General features: G+C 70.4%; 12 protein-coding genes. 1 reads left to right on the top strand and 11 read right to left on the bottom strand.

Going from position 1 to position 20,028, the window contains the following annotated elements; genetic code table 11:
• Positions 1 to 52 precede the first annotated feature (52 nt).
• From KDK95_RS12385 to KDK95_RS12360, 6 genes are all read right to left on the bottom strand, one after another.
• Positions 53 to 2,458 (bottom strand): serine/threonine-protein kinase, encoded by a 2,406-nt coding sequence (locus tag KDK95_RS12385; RefSeq protein WP_212518256.1) that lies wholly within the window; start codon positions 2,456 to 2,458, stop codon positions 53 to 55.
• 82 nt (positions 2,459 to 2,540) lie between these two features.
• Positions 2,541 to 3,770: a hypothetical protein gene (locus tag KDK95_RS12380; protein WP_212518255.1), complete on the bottom strand. Its 1,230-nt coding sequence runs from the start codon at positions 3,768 to 3,770 to the stop codon at positions 2,541 to 2,543.
• A 51-nt stretch (positions 3,771 to 3,821) separates the two neighbouring features.
• Positions 3,822 to 4,778: a glutamate ABC transporter substrate-binding protein gene (locus tag KDK95_RS12375; protein WP_212518254.1), complete on the bottom strand. Its 957-nt coding sequence runs from the start codon at positions 4,776 to 4,778 to the stop codon at positions 3,822 to 3,824.
• A gap of 41 nt (positions 4,779 to 4,819) precedes the next feature.
• Positions 4,820 to 6,091, bottom strand: coding sequence for a GlnX family signal transduction membrane protein (locus KDK95_RS12370; protein ID WP_504798072.1), 1,272 nt, complete (start codon positions 6,089 to 6,091; stop codon positions 4,820 to 4,822).
• A 92-nt stretch (positions 6,092 to 6,183) separates the two neighbouring features.
• Entirely contained in the window at positions 6,184 to 6,894 is a 711-nt protein-coding gene (locus KDK95_RS12365; RefSeq protein WP_212518252.1) for an HAD family hydrolase, read from the bottom strand.
• Positions 6,895 to 7,199: 305 nt separating this feature from the next.
• The gene (locus KDK95_RS12360) at positions 7,200 to 8,828 is read right to left on the bottom strand and encodes an NRAMP family divalent metal transporter (protein ID WP_212518251.1); all 1,629 of its coding nucleotides are present in this window, start codon (positions 8,826 to 8,828) and stop codon (positions 7,200 to 7,202) included.
• A 721-nt stretch (positions 8,829 to 9,549) separates the two neighbouring features.
• On the opposite strand from KDK95_RS12360, the gene KDK95_RS12355 reads away from it, so the two are divergent.
• The gene (locus KDK95_RS12355) at positions 9,550 to 11,928 is read left to right on the top strand and encodes a glycosyl hydrolase family 18 protein (RefSeq protein WP_212518250.1); all 2,379 of its coding nucleotides are present in this window, start codon (positions 9,550 to 9,552) and stop codon (positions 11,926 to 11,928) included.
• Between the two features lie 617 nt (positions 11,929 to 12,545).
• On the opposite strand, the gene KDK95_RS12350 is transcribed toward KDK95_RS12355, so the two are convergent.
• From KDK95_RS12350 to KDK95_RS12330, 5 genes are all read right to left on the bottom strand, one after another.
• Positions 12,546 to 13,202, bottom strand: coding sequence for an HAD family hydrolase (locus tag KDK95_RS12350; protein ID WP_212518249.1), 657 nt, complete (start codon positions 13,200 to 13,202; stop codon positions 12,546 to 12,548).
• Positions 13,203 to 14,112: 910 nt separating this feature from the next.
• Positions 14,113 to 14,658: a GNAT family N-acetyltransferase gene (locus KDK95_RS12345; protein WP_212518248.1), complete on the bottom strand. Its 546-nt coding sequence runs from the start codon at positions 14,656 to 14,658 to the stop codon at positions 14,113 to 14,115.
• Between the two features lie 472 nt (positions 14,659 to 15,130).
• Positions 15,131 to 16,374 (bottom strand): IS3 family transposase gene (locus KDK95_RS12340; protein ID WP_372463314.1). Its coding sequence is split into 2 segments (ribosomal slippage): positions 15,131 to 16,093 and positions 16,096 to 16,374, totalling 1,242 coding nucleotides; the frame shifts between segments, so codons are not numbered across the junction.
• 82 nt (positions 16,375 to 16,456) lie between these two features.
• Positions 16,457 to 17,158: a response regulator gene (locus tag KDK95_RS12335; RefSeq protein WP_212518247.1), complete on the bottom strand. Its 702-nt coding sequence runs from the start codon at positions 17,156 to 17,158 to the stop codon at positions 16,457 to 16,459.
• Entirely contained in the window at positions 17,155 to 19,950 is a 2,796-nt protein-coding gene (locus KDK95_RS12330; RefSeq protein WP_212518246.1) for an ATP-binding protein, read from the bottom strand. The genes KDK95_RS12335 and KDK95_RS12330 overlap by 4 nt, the downstream gene beginning before the upstream one ends.
• Positions 19,951 to 20,028 lie beyond the last annotated feature (78 nt).

Genomic DNA, 20,028 nt, shown 5'->3' with positions numbered 1-20,028 from the left:
GTGCTCCGTCACACGGTCCGCAAGCGCGCGGAGCGGTTCACGCCGTCCACCGTCAGACCCACGTCCGCGGACGCACCTGGTTCGCGCAGTCGACCATCGCGATCCGGGCCGCCCGGCTCTGCGCCATCCGCGCCCTGGCCCGGTACGAGCGCTCCAGCGCGCCGCGCAGGCCGTCCTCGGTGAGGGCGGCGCCGAACAGGGTGCGGTCGGCGGGGGCGGCCGGGTCGTGCAGCCGCCAGGCGAGCGCGCCGCCGAGCACCTCGCAGACCAGCGACTCGTGCGCCTCGCCGTCCAGGCCGAGCGCGTCGACGCGCTCGCCGAGCCTGGCCAGCTCGGCCGGGCCGGCCCAGTCGGCGAAGCCCGGGGAGTCCAGCCGGGCGCGCACGGCCGCGATCTCGGCCGCGGTGCGCTGGATGGCGATCTCCGGGATCTGGCCGAGCACCTCGACGGCGCCGGCGTGGTCCTTGGCGCCGATCCGCAGCCGGGCCAGCGCGAACGCGGCGGTCACGTAGGAGCGGTCCACGCTCCACACGAGCTGGTAGTAGCGCAGCGCGTCGGACAGCTGCGCGGCCTGCTCGGCGGCCACCGCGATGCCCAGCTTGGGCGCGAGCTCGCCGGGCAGCTCCGCGTAGACCTCCTCGAACTTCGCGCGCGCCTCCAGCGCGTCGCCCTGGCACAGCGCGACCAGGCCGCGGTACCAGCCGACCCGCCAGTCGAAGGCGTCCACCGCGGCGATCTTGTCGAGCCGGCGGCGCGCCTCGTCGAAACTGCCGATCTCGATCGCGGCGCGCACGACGCGGTAATGCACCTCGGGTGTCGGGTTGCGCAGCTCGCCGAGCACCCGGATGATCTGGTCCGCGCGGCCGCCCAGGGTGTTGAGATACCCGAAGTTGGGGTCGGCCGGGTCCGGCAGCGGCAGCGGCAGCGCGGCGGCCAACTGGGCGCTGGTCGGGGCGTCGGCCGCGGTCACGCCCTCGGTGCCGGCCGAGTACCGCTCGGTGGTGAACAGCGAGGAGACCGCGGGCTGCTGCTCGCCGCGCTCCAGGGCGACGACCTCGCGCAGCACGCCGGTGAGCTGCACGGCCATCTCGGCGGCCGAGGAGAAGCGCCGCTCCCGCCGCGCGTGGGTGGCCCGGCGCAGTGCCCGGTCGAAGGACTCGAAGCGGGTGAGCACCGGGACCGACTCGCGGTTGGGCAGCTTGTAGGCGAAGTCGCGCTGGTAGCCCTTGAAGTCGAAGGCCAGCACGGCCAGCATCCGGCCGACGGTGTAGAGGTCCGATTCGACGCTCGGGCCGTCGTTCTCCAGCTCCGGGGCCTTGTAGCCCTCGGTGCTGTAGATGTCCGACTCCTCGTCGTCGAAGGCCATCACGGCGCCGAGGTCGATCAGCTTGAGCTGCTCCTCGGACTGGATGATGTTGTCCGGCTTGAAGTCGTTGTAGAGCAGGCCGATCGAGTGCAGGTAGCCGAAGGCGGGCAGGATCTCGATGGCGAAGGCGAGCACCTGGGCCAGCGGCAGGGACTGGCCGGCGTTGAGGTCCTTGTAGTCGAGGGCGATCTGCTTGAGCGACTTGCCGCCGACGTACTCCATGACGATGTAGTCGCCGGTGTCGTGCTGCACGAAGTTGTAGATCTTGACGATGTTCGGGTGCTCGACCTCGGCGAGGAACTGCCGCTCGGCCACGGCGGCGGCCAGCGCGGCCTCGTCCCCGGTGTCGAGCAGGCCCTTGAGCGCGACCCAGCGGCCGGAGACGTTGTTGTCCCTGGCCAGGTAGATCCAGCCGAGGCCGCCGTGCGCGAGGCAGCCGAGCACCTCGTACTGCCCGGCCACGATGTCGCCGGCGACGAGCTTCGGCTCGAAGTCGTAGCCGTTGCGGCACTGGGCGCAGAAGCCCTTGGTGCGCCCCGGGTGGCCGTTCTTGCCGCGGCCGACCTGCTTGCCGCAGTGCGAGCAGTAGCGCTTGTGCTCGGGCACCTCGGGGTTCGCGAGCACGGCCTCGCTCGGGTCGCGGTACTCGATGCTGGGGATCTCCACGATGCCCAGGCCCAGGCCGCCGCGGCCGGTGCTGCGCGAGCCGCGGGTGGAGCCGGCTCCGCGGCTGGTGGCGCGGGCGGAGAGGGCGGAGCCGCGGGTGCGGCCGGTGGAGGTGCGCGAGGAGGAGCGGGCGGACAGGGACGAGGAGGTGCGGGCCGAGGTCTCCCGGCCGGCGCCCTGCGCGGGCACGTGCCCGGCAGTGTTCTTCGCGGCCAGTCCGCAGGTGTCGCAGTAGCCGTCCATGACCGTTCCGCCGCAGCCCGGCCGGGCGCAGCGGTCCGCGGCGGGGCCGGAAGCGGCCCCCGCGGAGGGGGCGGACGGCGCGCCGAAGGTGGCTGCCGGGGCCGCGGTCTTGGCCGCGAGGCCGCAGGTGTCGCAGTAGCCGTCCATGATCGTTCCGCCGCAACCGGGCCGGGTACACCGCATGTCAGCCATCATCGCATCACTCCCCCGTCTAGGCTGTGTCTTCCCAATGGCGCCGGCCCGCGGCGCTGCTCCAGGCCCGGGATCAGGATCGGCCCTGATCCAGCGCCAGCACGGCCTTCTGGTACACGCTGAGCGCGCGGGTCGCGGCCGCGAGGTCGCAGGGCCTGGTCCACAGCAGCTCGCGGGCGGCCTGGTAGTAGGCCTCAAGGGGCTGGCTTTCGGCTGCTCCCATCCGGGCCGCGCGGACCCGGTAGGCCTGCAGCCTGCCGCGCAGCTCCTCGCGCCGTTCCAGGAGTCCGGACATGAGCTTCTCGACCCTGGCGGCCTCGGCCAGCGCCGCGTCGAGCGCGTCGCCGAGGATCGCCGCCTCGGAGGCGAGCCTGGCCCATTGCCCCTGGTCGCGCAGGGCGTCCAGCGCGCCGAGGCGGGCGCGCAGCGCGGGCGCCTGGGTGGTGAACGCCGGGAGTTTCTCTATCAGGATTTTGTCGCGCACGGTCCGCGCGACGCTGCGCTGCCCGGCCTCGACCTGGTCGATGCGCTCCACCAGCTGGCGCAGGTGCTCGGTGCCGCGCTCGTAGTCGGCGCGCAGGTCGGCCTGGTGCGCGGCGGCCTCGGCCACGACGCCGATCTGCCGGTCGATCTCGGCGAGCCGGCCCGGGAAGGCGGAGCCCGGGGCGGTCAGCCCGAGCGGGTCGGCGAAGATCTCCCGGCGCAGCGCCGCGTAGCCGTCGATCAGCCCGGCGACGGCCGTGCCCACCGAGCGGTCGCCGATGTCCCTGGCCGTCGCGCCGAGCCGCTTGAGCCGCTCCTGCACCGGGTCGGCCGCGGCGAACAGCCGGTTCCAGGCCTCCTCGGTCTGCGCGACGAAGTCGGCGGCGAGCTGGTACTCGGTGTCCATCCGGTGCAGCGTCTGGGCCAGCGTCGCGGTCTCCGAGATCGCCGATGGCCCCAGCAGGGTGCGCTCGGAGAGCGCGACGGACTTCGTGGAGAGCGTGATCGACGGGCCGCGCAGCAGCTTCGTGATCGCGGCCAGGTCCTCGGGGCGCGGCTTGACCCGGCGGCCGCGGATCTCCCGCGCCCGGTTGAGCACGTCCTGGTAGGCGGTGTAGTCGTCCCAGAGCGCCGCGATCTTCGCGCTGACCCGCTGCCAGCGCTGCGCGGTCGTGCCGGACAGCGGCGCGCTCTCCAGCAGCTTGTAGGAGTTGTACTCGGTCAGCTCGACGAGGGCGTCGGAGACCCGCCCGGCGTCGGCGTCGAGCCGGGCGAGTTCCGCGTCCACGTTGTCCCGGGTGAGCGGGGCGGGCGGGCTCATTTCTCCGTACGGCGGCATGCGTCCTCGGGCTCGTGCTGGTGCGGATCGACGCTACTGGTTCGAGTATTGCGCAACCGGCGGGCTCGCGGGGCCCAGGCTGCCCTTGAACCAGCGGGCGTAGGACGCGGCCCAGCCGCCGTCCGACTCGTACCGCGCGAGCACGCCGTTCACGTACCCCTCGAGGTCGGTGGCGCCGTGCGCGACGGCGATGCCGTACGGCTCCGTCTCCAGCTGGGCCGGCAGCACCTCGAGGTTGGGGTCCTGCTGCGCGAGCCCGGCGAGGATGGTGTCGTCGGTGGAGATCCCGGAGACCTTGTTCTCCTCCAGCAGCACCAGGCAGTCGCTGATGTCGGTGACCTCGACCGCGACCGGCTTGGCGGCGGCGTGCTGGATGAGCGAGATCGAGGTGGAGCCGGTCTGCGCGCACACCTTCCGGCCGCCGAGGTCGTTCAGGCCCGTGTAGCCGGAGGACTTCTCCACCAGCAGTTTCTGGCTCGCCTCGTAGTAGACGGCGGAGAAACCGACCTTCGCGAGCCGGTCGCAGGTGATCGTCATCGTGTCGATCACCAGGTCGACCTTGTGCGCCTGGAGGTCGGGAATGCGCTCGTCGGTGCTGATCACATCGAAGACGACCTTGTCCGGATCGCCGAACAGCGATTGCGAGATCGCGTGCGCGAGGTCGATGTCGAAGCCCTGCTCGCTGCCGTCCGCCCCCAGGTAGCCGGTCAGGTACTGGTCCGCCGCGACGCCCACGGTCACGTGCCCGCGGCTCTTGATCAAGGCGACGTCGGGCCCCGCCGCGTCGCTCGCGGAGGGCGCCGCGGACGACGCGTACACGTCGCAGTTCCCGCTGCTCGCGGACTGCGTCGCGGCCGGGGCCGTGGCGGCGAAGACGGCCGCGGGAGCGCTCGGCTGCGCGGAGGCGAACCCCGCTCCCGGGCTGGAGCACGCGCTCGCCGCGGCCGCGGCCGCGATCGCGACCCCGAGGACCTTCGATATCCGCCGCATCCTTCTCCCCCTCATGGCAGCTCCCGCCCCCTTCGTCGCGCTCACCGGAACTCCGCCAGCCGCCGGTTGAGGCCGTAGGCCGCGGACGCCGCGCCCAGCAGCCCGATCACCAGCGCCAGCGCGAACGCCGCGGCGCCCGCGTACTCGGAGCCGACGCTGCTCATGTCCCGGCCGAACTTCGCCTGCTCGGCCGCCGCGGTCTTCTGCAGATCCGCGCGCAGGGTGCCGACGGCCGGCTCGCAGCCGCCCTCGCCGGCCGTCTTGCCGCTGCCGACGGTCGCGTCGATCGCGGCCTGGTACCTCCCGCCGGCGGCGAGCCCGATCGCCTGGGTCACGCATCCGGAAACCGCGCGGTAGTCGGACGGCCCGGTCGAGCCGGGGTCGGGGTTCGCGGCCTTCAGAGCCGTGTTCGCGGCGGCGGCGTCCGCCCCCTGGTCCTCGCCGCGGTCGATCTGCTGCAGCGCGACGTACGCCTCCGTGAGGGAGAGCTCTGAGATCTGCGTCTGCGCCGCGGCCAGGCCGATGTAGTCGGTGCGCGCGCTGCCGCCCTCGAGGCTGACGGCGCCGGCGGCGTACACGCTCCAGACGAGCAGCACCGCCACCGCCAGCACGGCGCCGAGCAGGCCCGGGTTGAACCGCCGCCGGGAGACGCCCGCGACGCGACGCGAGACCCGCCACAGCACGAGGAGCGCGAGCACCCCGACGCCGAACTCCCACCAGGGGAACGCGGTCGAGGAGCCGAGCCCGCCGCTGGTCGCGTCCTGCTGCTCCTTCACGACGTGCCACGTCTCGGTGAGCATCGAGCCGGTCAGCAGCTCGGAGGCCTGCCGCAGGTACGCGCCCGCGACGGGGTAGCCGAGCCGGTTCTCGGCGAGCGCCTGGCCGATCATGCCGGTGTACTGCGGGAGCTGCTCGGCGACGGCCTTGAGCTGCGCGGAGGCGTACGCGTCGCCGGTCACCCGCTGCGAGGCGGCGGCGAGCAGGTCCTCGGCCTGGGCGATGTCGGCGTCGTAGCGCGACGTGAACTGGCCGGGCGTCTGCGGGCCGATCAGCAGGCCGGTGGCCGCCGTCGCGTTCGCGTCGGCGAGGCTGTAGGAGAGGTTCTGCACCTCGGTGTAGAGCACCTCGGTGTCATGCGCGGTGTGCGAGGCGGAGGACTCCCGCCCGGCGAGGCTGAAGCCGGCGACCAGTCCGACCGTGAGGACCGCCGCCACGGCCGTCGTCAGCAGCAGCCACAGCCGGGTGGGAGTGTCGAGGCGGGTGCCCCGCCCGGGGGGCGCACCTGCCGTCCGTATCCGCCGCGCCGTCGCCATCGCCACTGCAAGCCCCCACCGTATGAATGCGATTCACTCGGTGGACACTCTAGCCGCGGCACGGCGTGCAGGGCGGGTTTCCGGCCCCGTTCCTACTGCTCGGACAGCAGTTCCGGAAGCTCGCTGAGGCTTGCGAGCCGGAAGTCGGCCTTGGCGACCAGATCCGGGTCCTCGCCGTGCAGGTGGCCCCAGGGGCCGCGGCGGATGTGAGCGGTGCGCAGTCCGGCCTCCCACGCGGGGCGCATGTCGTTGTCCAGGCGGTCGCCGACGTAGCAGATCTGCCCGGCCTCGATGCCCGGGCGCAGGCCGCGGCAGACCTCGACGACCTTCGCGAAGAAGCGCGGGTCCGGCTTGCTGATGCCCCAGGTGTCCGAGGTGGTGACCAGGTCGACCGGCAGGTTCATCGACTCGAGCCTGCGGTGCGACTGCCTGGTCTGGTTCGCGGCGATCAGCACCAGGTACCCGGCCTCGTGAAGGGCGGCGAGGGTGGGGCGCGCGTCCGGGTAGAAGTCGCGCTCGCTGTAGCCCTCGGGACGTCCGGCCTCGGCGCGGGCCAGCCGCTCGCGCTCCAGGTCGAAGCCCGGCTTGAAGTACTCGAAGGCTTCCAGGTGGTCGCGTCCGGCGCCGACCACGCCGCCGAAGACGGCGGAGAAGGTGTGCCGGGGCACGCCGAGCCAGTCGGCCCAGCCGTGGTACTCGATGCTCTCGTCGACGAGGGTCTCCCCGACGTCGAAGACCACGGCCTCGACGGTGCGCGAGCGCGGGGGCGCCTGCCGCCTACCGGGGTCGTGTGTGGGATTCACGGTGGTGGTCTCCTTCCGACCGTGCACGTGCAAACGCACGTGCCGAAGAGCCGCTGCCAGCGTAACCACCGGAGCGGCCCGCTGTACGGCGCTTTCCCGAACGGGTGATAATCCTTTGCGCCGGGCGGACGGGGAGGCACCCGCCGCCCGGGGCGACCTTATAGAGGGGGCGCGCGCATTGCCAGGCCTTCGCGCTGGTGTGCGCCCCCGGAAGACGGCCGGAAAGCGGCGTCCCGGCACGCGCGCGGCGTACCGGGACCTGACGGGGCGTCACCTCACCTGCCCGTTAGACAGGTGACGGTTGTTCAGTGTGAGGCCAGCGTGAGTTCAATCACCTTCACGATGACGAGCAGCGCGGAGACCACGAGGTAGCCGCGCAGCGCGCCCATCCCGACGCGGGTGCCACTGGACAGCTCCGCCTTCCCGAGCTGGGACAGCGGCGGCATCCGCCAGTCCTCGGCGCCGGTGCGGTCGATCGCCCGAACCGGTCCGCGGTGCGTCACCGCGTACCCGCCAAGGACCAGTCCCACCACCGCGCAGCCCACCATGATGCCGACGATCTGTCGGGCCGTGATGGCCGGGAAGAGCACCGACGCGGTGAGAATCACCGAGAGCATCACCAGGACACCGAGCACGGCCGAGGTGAACAGGTTCGTGCGCCGGCCGTTGACCCAGGGCCCGAGCACTTCCTTGTCGTTGCACAGCAGCAGCAGGAAGACCGACGCCGAGGGCAGCAGCACGCCGGCCATCGCCTGCACGCCGTTGGTGATCAGGCCGAGCGGCGCGTTCGGGATCAGCACGATGGCCGCGGCGAGGCCGATCACGCCCACGTACACCCCGTAGAAACCCTTGGCCTGCTTGACCCCGCGGTGCAGCGAGTGGTTCACGCCGAACACGTCGCCGATCGCGTACGCGGTGGACAGCGACACGGCGAAGGCGCCGATGATCGAGGCGTCCAGCAGCGCGATCGCGAACATGATGCCGAGCACGTGCCCGCCCTTGGCCGCGATAGCGGAGGCCAGGCCGGAAGCGTCGGTGAAGCCGCCGTGGGCCGCGGTGCCCGCCGTGGCGGCGCTGGCGAAGCCGATGATCGCGGCGGCGCCGACGAGCACGATGACGATGCCGATCCACAGGTCCGCCTTCTCGTACTTGAGGAAGCGGGTGGTGATGCGCTTGTCGATGACGTAGCTCTGCTGGAAGAACAGCTGCCAGGGCGCGACGGTCGTGCCGACGAGCCCGATGACCAGCAGCATCACCGTGGACAGCTGCGAGGCGCCGCCGGGCATCGACGGGATCAGGAAGCCGGAGGCCATGCTGCCCGCGCTCGGGTGCAGCATCAGCGCGATCGGGATGAGGATCAGGCTGCCGAAGCACAGCAGCATCGCGACGCGCTCGAAGCGGCGGAAGGAGCCGGTCGACGCGGCGCCGATGACGACGGCCGCGGCGGCCAGGATCGAGGGCGCCTTCGGCAGGCCGAGGTAGCCGACGGCGAGCGTGATGCCGATGAACTCCGTGACGAGCGTCAGGGCGTTGAGCAGGAAGAGGTCGATGACGCTGAAGGCGCCCCAGAACTTCCCGAAGCGCTCGATGATGAGCTTGCCGTGCCCGACGCCGGTGACGGCGCCGAGCCGGACGACCATCTCCTGGTTGACGTAGAGCACGGGCACGAGCAGCAGCAGCACCCACAGCAGCGAGGTGCCGTAGTCCTGCCCGGTCTGGCCGTACGTGGAGAACGCGCCGGCGTCGTTGTCCCCGCACATCACGATGAGGCCGGGGCCGACGACGGCCAGCAGGGTCTTGAGCTTGCGGCTCAGGCCGGCGCGGGGCGCGGCGTCGCCGAGCTTGATGGTGCCGAAGGCGCCCTTGATGTCGCCGACGTGCGCGTCGTCGAGCACTGCGGTGGAACGAACCGGGGCGGTGATCAGGTCGGTCATGAGGTGTCCTCTCCTCACGCCGCGCGCACGACCACGCCAGGACGCTCTGGCATGATCGAACGTACGGGTGCGAACAGGCGGCATGGAGCTACCGCGGCCGGGCCGAGCGCGGGCACGCCGGAGCAGCAGCCGGATCCGGGCACGGTCGGGGCGGCGGTCCCTACGTCGGGACGCCGTGCATGAGGGTGCCGGGGCTGTTGCCCGTGAGGAGAAAAATCGGGTGCCGTGGCGACGGGACCTGGACACGGTCGCGCGCACGCCGCAAACGGGTGATGCCCGGGGAAGCGAACCCGAGGGCCGGTGCCGGTCGTTGCCGGGGCCGGCCGCTACCGGGGGTTCAGGCCGCGGGGCGGGTCAGGGGCTTGCGAACGCGTGCGGGCCGGAGTTTCGGGTGGCCCGTATCATGGCCGGGACTACTCGGTTCCATCGTTCGCCTCCCCTCGGCCGTGGCGCCGTCGCGCCCCTCGCGGACTTCCTGAAGGCCCCCAAAAAGACCGGGGCCGCTTAAAGACCCCTTAAAGGCCGAGGCAAGTCTCCCAGTTCCCGGACGAACGTGTCAAGCCCACCTGCACATCTGCACAGGCGTGCAGCATAAGAATCCTTAACCCCATGACACCTTGACGGCCTACTGGTCTACACCAATCATTGGACTCGACCCACAGAGGTCTAGTCCATTATGCGAAATCCACCGCACGGGCTCGACGAAGAGACAGGTGAGAGAGTGCGTATCCGGGAACGAAGAAGGGCCGCGGCCGCCGTCGCCGCGACCTGCGCCCTGGTCGCGGCCGGGCTGACGGTGCTGACCGCCAGCGCCCAGGCCGACGCGACGAATCTGCTGAGCAATCCCGGCTTCGAGGCAGGAAGCCTGACCGGCTGGACGTGCGACGCGGGCACCGGCTCGATCGTCACCAGCCCCGTGCACTCCGGCACGTACGCGCTCGCCGGAGCGGCCACGAACTCGGACGACGCGCAGTGCACGCAGACCGTCACGGTCCAGCCGAGCACGAGCTACACCCTCTCCGGCTACTTCGAGGGCGCGTACGTCTACCTCGGCGTCACCGGCGGCACGAACAGCTGGACCCCGTCCGCGACCAGCTGGCAGCAGCTCACGACGACGTTCACCACCACGTCCTCGCAGACCTCGATCCAAATCTACACGCACGGCTGGTACGCCCAGGGCACGTACTACGCCGACGACCTCTCGCTGACCGGCCCAGCCGGCAGCGGCTCGACGGCCTCAGCCTCGGCTTCCGCGTCGCCGTCAGCGTCGTCCTCCGCGTCCGCTTCCGCCTCCCCTTCCACGTCGGCGAGCGCGTCCTCCTCCCCGACCGCGTCCTCGTCGTCGACCGCCTCTTCGTCGCCGACCGCGTCCGCGACCCCGAGCGCCACCGCGACCTCCGCGTCCGCCTCCCCCACGGCGACCGCGACGGGCACCTCCACCGCCCCCGGCAGCGGCACCCCGCCGACCGGCGACGGCCTCGTGACCACGCCGACGGGCCTGAAGGTCACGGGAAGCACGAGCAACACCATCACGCTGTCCTGGACCGGGTCCACGGACAACTCCCAGACCGGCGACGTCCCCGCGTACTACGTGTACGAGGGCGGCAGCGTCGTCGCGACGTCGATGGGCACCAGCGTGACCGTCAGCTCGCTGGAGGCGAGCACGTCGTACACGTTCACGGTCTCGGGCTACGACGTGGGCGGCCATCAGTCGGCGACCTCGTCGTCCGTGACCGCGACGACCTCGGCCGCGCCGGCCACGACGCCGCCGGTGAAGTCCGCGTACTTCGACCAGTGGGGCATCTACGGGAACTCCTACTACCCGAGCACCCTCGCCAACTCCGGCGCGGCGAGCAAGCTGACCACGATCGACTACGCCTTCGAGAACATCTCGGACGCCGCTCCGTACGAGTGCTTCGAGTCGATCAAGGCGGCCGACACCAACGAGAGCGACGCGAGCGCGGGCGACGGAGCAGGTGACGCGTTCGCCGACTACCAGAAGGAATACTCGTCCGGCACCAGCGTGGACGGCAGCAGCGACGTCTACTCGCAGCCGATCAAGGGCAACTTCAACCAGCTGCGCGAGCTCAAGGCCAAGTACCCGAACATCAAGATCATGGTGTCCATCGGCGGCTGGACGTACTCGAAGTACTTCTCCGACGCCGCGGCGACCGCGGCCTCGCGGCAGGCCTTCGTCTCGTCCTGCATCGACATGTTCATCAAGGGCAACCTGACCACCGGCATCTCCGGCGACCCCTCCGGCGGCACCGCGTCGGCCGCGGGCCTGTTCGACGGCATCGACATCGACTGGGAGTACCCGGCCAGCTCCGGCGGCCACACCGGCAACATCTACTCCTCCGCCGACACCGCGAACTTCACCGCCCTGCTCGCCGAGTTCCGCGGCGAGCTCGACGCCTACGGCGCGACCATCGGCAAGCACTACGAGCTGACCGCGACGCTGCCGGCCGGCCAGGACAAGATCAGCCTGATCCAGACCGACAAGATCGGCCAGTACCTGGACTACGGCAGCCTGATGGCCTACGACATGCACGGCTCCTGGGAGACCACCGGCCCGACCAACTTCCAGGACCCGATGACCCAGGCCGCGAACGACCCGTCCACCCCGGTAGCCCCCGGAACCCTCGACTACAGCGTGCAGACCGCGGTGACCGCGTACACCACGGGCCTGTCCGCCTACGCGATCCCAGGCGGCTTCCCGGCGTCCAAACTCGTCCTCGGCGTCCCCTTCTACTGGCGCGGCTGGACGGGCGTCTCAGCAGGCAGCGACTACGGCCTCTACCAAGCCGCGACCGGCGCGAGCGCCGCGTTCGGCACGAGCGCGACAGCAGGCACGGCCTTCTACAAGGAACTCGAGGCCGCAGGCCTGACCGGCGACGAACACTGGGACGGCACGACCGACGCCGCCTGGATCTACAACCCGTCGACCAACAGCTTCTATACCGGCGACACCACGCAGTCGATCACCACCAAGGCCTCGTACATCACGGCCAACGGGCTCGGCGGCATGTTCGCCTACTCCCTGGAAGGCGACGACTCCTCGGGCACCCTGATCAACGCCCTGGGAAACAGCCTGTCGTAGCAGGTCTACGCAGCACAGCAACCGTTCGCGGCAAATGTCCGCAACAGCCGCCGCTCCACCCCGGAGCGGCGGCGCGGATGCCCGCAACAACCTTCCGCAACAGCCGCTCCACCCCAAGAGCTGCCGCGCGAAAGCCCGCAACAACCTTCCGCAATAGCCGCTCCACCCCAAGAGCTGCCGCGCAGAAGTCCGCAACAGCCGCTCCACCCCGAGAGCTGCCGCGCCGGGTGATTGCCGTCGCCGGGTGAGCGGCACGGTAGCTCCGGAGGGCCCCCGCCGCCGCGTCCTAAGTCCGACGTGCCGGGGGCCCTTTCGGCGACTCCGACCTCGCCGTCCTTCACTTCAGCGCGTACGCCTTGAGCCTTCCACTTCACTGCGCACGCCTCGAGCCTTCCGCTTCACTGCGCAACCTCGAGCCTTCCACTTCACTGCGCACGCCTCGAGCCTTCCACTCCACTGCGCACGCCTCGAGCCTTCGGATCTCCAACCTTCGGCCCTCCGAAGCCCTATCCGCTTCAGGCGCCACTCATTTCTCAGCCCTCTGTGACCATCCGGGCGACCACATCCTTGCGCAGAGCAGGGGCATCGGCGCGGGCGCGGCAGCAACAGCCCACGGCCTAGATCCAGCTCTCCAGGTCAAACTCGCCGAGGCTGTCGAGGATCCCATCCGCCGCCGAGAGGTCGAGATGCCTGCTGACGTCGTTCGGCACAGCCACGCACCTCATCCCGGCTGCCTGAGCCGCTCGCACCCCGTTCGGCGAGTCCTCGAGCGCGATCGCCGCGTTGCCCAGGACGTCGATCCGCTGAAGCGCGAGCAGGTACACCGCCGGATCGGGCTTCGTCCGCGGGACCTCGTCCCCCGTCGCCACCGCGTCAAAGGACTCGTATATACCCAGCCGCTCCAGGTGCCCCTGCACCCACCACCGCTTCGAGCTCGACGCCACCGCGAGCCGGATGCCGCGCAGCCTGGCCTCCTTGAGCAGCTCAAGCACGCCCGGCCGGATCGTCTCCTCGGCCAACAGCTCGACCTGCCGCGGTTTCCACTCGGCCCGCAGCGCCGCCTCGTCGAACGTCCGCCCCGTCTGCCGCCCGAGCTCGACCGCTGGATTCCAGCCCGAGTCCAGCGACCCGATCACGTGGGCCCAGTCGGCCGTGGTCAATGTCCCACCGTACCTGGAAAACAGCTCCTGCCACGCGCGGAACTCGGGAGTCTCCGTGTCCAGGATCAGCCCGTCGAAGTCGAACACCAGCGCCTGCGGCGCAGCAGTAATCACGCCATGATCCTAGGTGCTCGCGCCTCGCCCCCACGATCTAGGGAGTCCCACGCAAGCGCCACACGAGCGCCACGCCGGGCCGCCCCCCACCGCCGCCCGAGCGCCACGTTGGGTTGCCCACACCGCCGTGCGAGCGCCACGTTGGGTTGCCCACACCGCCATGCGAGCCAGCAGCGCCTCAACGCCCGCGCCCCTTTTCCCCGGGCCGCGTCCCATTCCAGTCTCAGGCAGGCCCAGGCCCTGGGCCAGGCCGAGGTCCAGGGCCAGGCCGGGGACCGAGGCCAGGTCTAGGACCCGGGCCAGGCCGAGAACCGGGCCCAGGGCTAGGTTTAGGGCTGGGGCCAGGCCGAGGACCGGGGCCAGGTCTAGGACCAGGCGCCGGTTTAGGACCGGGGCCAAGCCTAGCGCCAGGGCCAGGGCCGGGCCGAGCGCCGGGACCAGGCGGAGGACCGGGCGCCGGTTTAGGACCAGACCCAGGTCTAGCGCCAGGGCCAGGGCCTGGCCGAGAGCCGGGACCAGATCCAGGACCGGGCGCCGGCTTAGGACCAGACCGAGGCCTAGGGTCGGCCCCGGGTCCAGTATCGTTCCCGGGCCGCCCGGCCTCGGCGACATTCAGCGCCGCGACGACCAGCGAGCAATACTCGTAGAACTGCTCGATCGAAATGAGCACGGCCATCGGCTCGCGGTGCCGGCCGATCAGGACCGGCGTCGCATCCCGTCCTCCCAGCTTGAGCCGGGCCAGGATCGACGGCAGCACTACTCGAACGTCCGTGACGGTGATCGTCTCCACGGTCGCGGAAGGTATGCGTCTTTTCACCCGCCCAACGTACGTCAGTACATAGCAGGCCCCTGACGTACTTCCGGCGCCGTCCGGGACGCCGCGCAAGGCGCCCCACGTGCGGCGCCCGCCCTACGCGCGCCGCAATCTGCCGTACTGCGCGCGGGAGATCGAGTGCACGGCGACCGGCTGGCGGTACGCCGGGACCGTGGTCTCGAAGTCGAAGTGCAGACCCAGCTTCTCCATCACGCGGCGTGACGCGTCGTTTTCCATATGCCGGATGCTGACGATCTCATCGAGTCCGCACGACTCGAAGCCGAACCTCAGGACTTCCTCCGCACCCTCGGTCGCGTAGCCGTGTCCCCAGTAGCTGCGGCCGAGACGCCAGCCGATTTCCACGGCAGGCAACACCTCGGGCAGGAACGCCGGCTCGGCCAGGGTCACCCATCCGAGGTACTCCCCCGTGTCCCGCAGAATCATCGAAAACTGACCGTAGCTGTGCACGTTCCATGCGGCGATCGCGTTTTCGAGTCCCGCGGCCGTCTCCTCGGCGGTGCGCACCTTGCCGTTGCCGATGTACTTCATGACCTCGGGATCGGCATTGATATCCGCCAGCGGACGCGCGTCCTCAAGCACGGGACGACGCAAGACGAGCCGGTGCGTCTCGATGTTCTCCATGGAGCGCACGCTACCGAAGCCGCCGCCTTCAAACCTGGATCGCGACCTGGATCAACCGCCGCTCTCTCCAGGGTCGCGGCCAGACACGGCGCGCCCGCCGTCGACCGGCAACATGACGCCGTTGATACGGCCCTACGCCACCGCCTCGCCAATGCGGCGACGTACGGCACCGTCACGCGTCCACTGTCCCACGGTGCTTCCCTGCCCCTGCCGCCCCTGCCCCTGTTGATGCAGTTCCTTGCTTCCGCTGCGCTGGACCACTGCCTCGATGTGAAATTTTGCCCCGCGCATCGCGGCCTGGCAGTCCGATGCAAAAAATCCCGCCGCGTCGCACGCTGGTGCCGGTCCGCTGACGTTCATGCGCACAGGTCTGTGCCCACACCCCACCTTGGTGACTGAACGTCAGATACAAGACTACCGCACGTAACGCTCCAGGGTCGTGGGCCGTCCCCCGGGATGTGGTCACCGGGTTTCATGCGGCTATGGTTATCAGTGTAGCACTATGGTTGGCGTGGTCGAACTGCTGCCGGTATCGGCTTTCGTAGTCGGCGGGTGAGAGGTAGTCGGCGCGGGAGTGGCGTCTGCGGTGGTTGTACCAGGCGATCCAGCGGAAGATCTCTCGGCGGGCGTGGCCCTCGTCGTCGAACCGCCGGGTCTCCAGCTCGTATAAGGTCTCGAGCTTGAAGTTGCTGAAGAAGCTTTCGGCTGCGGCGTTGTCCCAGCACACCCCGCGCCGTCCCATGGACCTGCGTATGCCCTGGTCGCGGCAGTACTCGGCGACCAGGAACGACGTGTACTGCGACCCGCGGTCGCTGTGGAATATGACCCCTGATACATCGCCTCCGCGCGCGGCGACCGCGGCCGCCAGCGCGTCGCGCACGAGTTCGGCGCGCATGTGGGTGGCGATCGACCACCCGAGCAGGCGCCCGGAGAACAAGTCGATCACCGTGGCGAAGTAGACGAAACCCGACGTGCCGACCGGGACGTAGGTGATGTCGCCACACCACTTCTCATCCGGGCCCACGGCGGTGAACTCCCTGCCGACCAGGTCGGGCAGGCCTGCGGCGGCAGGGTCCTGGACCGTTGTCGCCACCCGTCGCCGCCGACGCCGGCCCTGGATCCGCCTCTCGCGCATCACCCGCTCGATCCGCTTGCGGTTGACCGGGCCGCACCCGGCCGCCTCGCGCCGCGCGGTGATCTCGGCATCGATCCGCCGCACCCCGTAGGTACCGCGCGAATCCGCGTGCACCTGCCGGATCTCCTCGGCCAACTCGGCGTCCGCGGCGGCCTTCGCCGCACGCGCCTGGGCGCCGGCAGCCCACCGGGTGTAGCCGGAGCGGTGCACGCCCAGCACACGACACAGCCGCTTGACCGTGTACGGCTTCGCATGTTCGGAGATGAACCGGTAGCGGCAGGTCATCGACCCATCTCCCGCGCGAAATACTGCGCCGCCTTGCGCAGGATCTCGCGCTCGATCTTCAACTCGGCGTTCTCCCGCCGCAGCCGGGCGAGCTCCTCGAGCTCATCGCGGCCGACCCCGGCCTGCGCAAGCGCCTGGTCCTTCTCGGCCCGGCGCACCCAAGAACGCAGCGTCTCCCGGTTGACCCCCAACTCGTCGGCGATCTGCGCGATCGGCCTACCGGACGAGCGCACCAGCTCGACCGCGTCACGCCGGAACTCCTCGGTACGCAGGGATGGACGCCCTCGCTGTCCCATCGGGACCCCTTCCTACAGGCCATGCAAGGCCCAAGTATTCAGGTGTCCACACCACGGGGTACAGCCCATCGTGTCGTCTGCCCTATGGCTGGAAGCGGTAGCCCATCCCGGGTTCGGTCAGCAACTGACGCGGGTGCGACGGCTCGGGTTCGAGCTTCTGGCGCAGCTTGGCGAGGTAGAAGCGCAGGTAGTTGGTCTCCGACTCGTACGCGGGGCCCCAGACCTGCTGGAGTAACTGCTTGCCGGATACGAGCCTGCCGGGGTTGCGAACCAGGACCTCCAGGACAGCCCACTCGGTCTTCGTGAGGTGAACGGCGTCCGGAGTACCGGCCGGGGCAGCGGCGCTTTTGGTGACGGTCTTCGCACTCAGGTCGACGCTGAAGTGGCCGATTTGTACGACCGGCTCGTCGGCGCCGGCTTCGGATTCGACGCGGCGTTGAAGGGCGCGAAGGCGGGCCATCAGCTCTTCCATCGAGAAGGGCTTAGTGACGTAGTCGTCCGCGCCGGCGTCGAGGGCGTCGACCTTGTCGGAGGCGTCGGCTCGGCCGGAGAGCACGAGGATCGGGACCTTGGTCCAGCCGCGTAGGCCGGCGATGACGTCGGCGCCGTCCATGTCGGGCAGGCCGAGGTCGAGGACGACGAGGTCGGGCAGGTGGCGGGCGGCGGCTTCCAGTGCGGACGCGCCGTCGACGGCGACGACGACCTCGTAGCGGCGTGCCGACAGGTTGATCCGCAGGGCGCGGAGCAACTGCGGCTCGTCGTCCACCACCAGAACCCGCATCATCGGGTTGCCTCCCGTACGTCATTCGTGTTCGACGTGGCACTTGTGCCGGTATTCGCGCTCGTTCCGGTGCTGGTGGGGGAAACGCCGCTGCCGTCGGCACCACCGCCCGTTTCATCACTGGCACTGCTAGTACCGCTGGTAGCGCCAGTAACGCCGCTGAGTGACGCGATATTCGCCCTGCTACCGGCACCCTCTCCCGCTTCGCCGTCCCTTGCGGCAGGATGCGGCTGGTGTGGGGGTGCGGCGGGGACTGAAAGCACCATCGTCACGCCGCCACCGGGGGTGTCTTCGGGCACGAGGGTGCCGCCCATCGCCTCCGCGAGTCCCCGTGAGAGTGCGAGGCCGAGGCCGACGCCGCTCGTGTTGTCGCGGTCGCCGAGCCGCTGGAACGGGCGGAAGACCCGGTCCCAGTCTGCCTCCGGAATCCCCGGCCCGCGGTCGATGACCCGCACCTCGACCTGGTCACCCAGCGCCGAGACCGTGACGCTGACTGTCGAGGCGGTGTGAGTGACGGCGTTGCCGATCAGGTTGGCGACGACGCGTTCCGCCAGTGGGGCGTCGACGAGGGAGGCAGGGAGATCCGGCTCGGGCGGTTCGAAGCGCACGCGGCCGGCCGCGTCGGGAACATCGTCGATCGCCCTGGGCACGATGTCCTCGATCGCGACCGGTTCCAGCCTCGGCTTGAGCGCGCCTGCCTGCAGGCGGGACATGTCGAGCAGGTTCTCGACGAGACGCGTGAGGCGGTCGAGCGATTCCTCCGCAGCCTCCAGCAGTTCAGCGCGGTCTTCGGCCGGGACCTCGAGTTCGGGGTCGCGCAGCGTGCTGATCGACGCCTTGGCCGCGGCGAGCGGGGTGCGCAGGTCATGCGAGACGGCTGCGAGCAGTGCCGTGCGCATTTTGTCAGCGGCGGCGAGAGTTTGTGCGGAGGCCGCCTCCCGGGCCAGTCGACGGCGCTCCAGAGCCGCGGTGGCCTGAGCGGCGAACGCTGCGAGAACGCGCTGGTCGGCGGCAGGTAGGGTGCGGCCGCGAAGGGCAAGTACGGCGTTCGGGCCGGCGTCGATGACGGTGTCGGCGCCGCCGGGGCTGAGGGCGGGGTCGGCGCCGGTCGCGGCCACGAGCGTCCAGCGGCTCGGGTCGTCGATCTCGTCGGGAAGACGCGGTGCGTCGGACTCTGCGCGCTGCAGCAGGCTGACCGACGACACCGAGAACGTTTCGCGGAATCGCTCCAGCAGTGCCGAGATCGCCTCGTCGCCACGGAGCACGGCCACGGCGAAGGCGTTCAGCGTCTCCGCCTCGGCCGAGGCGTGGGCCGCACTGCGCGTCTGTCTGATCGCCAGGTCGACAACCGACGCAACCGTCAGGCCGACGATGACGAACACGACCAACGCGATCGCGTTGTTCGCCTCCGCGATGGTGATCGAATGCGTCGGCGGGATGAAGTAGTAGTTGAGCAGCAGCGAGCTCCACAGTGCCGCGACGAACGCGGAGACCATGCCGCCGAGCCGGGCGATCGCGACCGTGAGCGTGAGAAAGAGCAAAATATCGCTGGCGACGTCGAGGCTCAGCGAGTGACCGGCCGCCGACAGGATCGCGGCGAGGATCGGCGGCGCGATGACCGCGATCGCGATGCCGCGCCAGCGTCCGCCGGAACCCCATGCGGCCTGCCGCAGCGGGTTGGGCGGAACCCAGTCGCGCCGCCGCCGCGCGGGATTCGCGTGCGTGACCATGTGTACGTCGATGTCCCCAGAGAGCATCGTCGTGGTCTCGCCGATCCCCCGCCCTGTCAGGAAGCGGTTGAACCGGCTGCGCCGGGAGGTGCCGAGGACGAGCTGCGTTGCGTTTTTTGCCTGCGCGAATTCGATCAGCGCGCGGGGCACGTCGTCACCGATGATCGTGTGATACGTACCGCCCAGCGTCTCGACCAGGTGCCGTTGCGCGGCGAGGGCGGTCGGGCTCGTGTCGCCGGACAGCCCATCCGAGCGGGCGATGTGCACGGCGATGAGTTCGCCCCCAGACGCGCGCGCCGCGATTCTGGCAGCGCGGCGGATCAGCGCGTCGCCCGACGCCCCACCGGGCAGTGCGACAACCACGCGCTCGCGCGCCTCCCAGACACGGCCGATGCCATGCTTTTCGCGGTACTGCTGGAGCACCTCGTCGACGCGGTCGGCCACCCACAGCAGCGCAAGTTCGCGTAGCGCGGTCAGGTTGCCGAGGCGGAAGTAGTTGCCGAGGGCGGCGTCGATTTTTTCAGCGGCGTAGACATTTCCGTGCGCGAGGCGACGGCGTAGCGCCTCGGGTGACATGTCGACGAGCTCAATCTGGTCCGCGGCGCGTACGACCTCGTCGGGCACGGTCTCGAGCTGGGCGACGCCGGTGATGCGCTGCACGACGTCGTTGAGCGTCTCCAGGTGCTGGACATTAACCGTCGTGATGACCTCGATGCCCGCGTCGAGCAACTCCTGTACGTCCTGCCAGCGCTTTTCGTGCCGGCCGCCGGGCACGTTCGAGTGCGCGAGTTCGTCGACCAGCGCGACCTGCGGGTGCCGGGCGAGGACGGCGTCGAGGTCCATCTCCTCAAACGTGCCGCCTCGATAGACGCGGGTCAGCCGCGGCACGACCTCGAGACCTTCGGTCATGCGGGCGGTCTGCTCGCGGCCGTACGTCTCGACGAACCCGATCACGACGTCGGCGCCGCGCCCGGCGCGACGCTGCGCCTCCTCGAGCATCTTGTAGGTTTTCCCGACGCCAGGGGCGGCGCCCAGGTAGACCCGTAGCTTCCCGCGTTGACTCACAGCTCGATCTTCCCACCCACATCGGCAGGTGGCGCCGGTGGACTGCGCCGCCGTGCCTGTGCCCAGGCCGGTGTACCG

It is taken from the genome of Actinospica acidithermotolerans (assembly GCF_018139625.1).
GTDB classification, from domain to species: Bacteria; Actinomycetota; Actinomycetes; order Streptomycetales; family Catenulisporaceae; genus Actinospica; species Actinospica acidithermotolerans.
Note: the sequence above shows the minus strand (reverse complement) of the source record. Positions and strands in the feature narration are given on the sequence as shown.

What these genes read in the sequence shown, in the direction of transcription:
- KDK95_RS12380 (WP_212518255.1), bottom strand. Translation starts at nt 3,770, where the DNA reads ATGAGCCCGCCCGCCCCGCTCACCCGGGACAACGTGGACGCGGAACTC.
- KDK95_RS12370 (WP_504798072.1), bottom strand. Translation starts at nt 6,091, where the DNA reads ATGGCGACGGCGCGGCGGATACGGACGGCAGGTGCGCCCCCCGGGCGG.
- KDK95_RS12345 (WP_212518248.1), bottom strand. Translation starts at nt 14,658, where the DNA reads ATGGAGAACATCGAGACGCACCGGCTCGTCTTGCGTCGTCCCGTGCTT.
- KDK95_RS12335 (WP_212518247.1), bottom strand. Translation starts at nt 17,158, where the DNA reads ATGATGCGGGTTCTGGTGGTGGACGACGAGCCGCAGTTGCTCCGCGCC.
- KDK95_RS12375 (WP_212518254.1), bottom strand. Translation starts at nt 4,778, where the DNA reads ATGCGGCGGATATCGAAGGTCCTCGGGGTCGCGATCGCGGCCGCGGCC.
- KDK95_RS12360 (WP_212518251.1), bottom strand. Translation starts at nt 8,828, where the DNA reads ATGACCGACCTGATCACCGCCCCGGTTCGTTCCACCGCAGTGCTCGAC.
- KDK95_RS12385 (WP_212518256.1), bottom strand. Translation starts at nt 2,458, where the DNA reads ATGCGGTGTACCCGGCCCGGTTGCGGCGGAACGATCATGGACGGCTAC.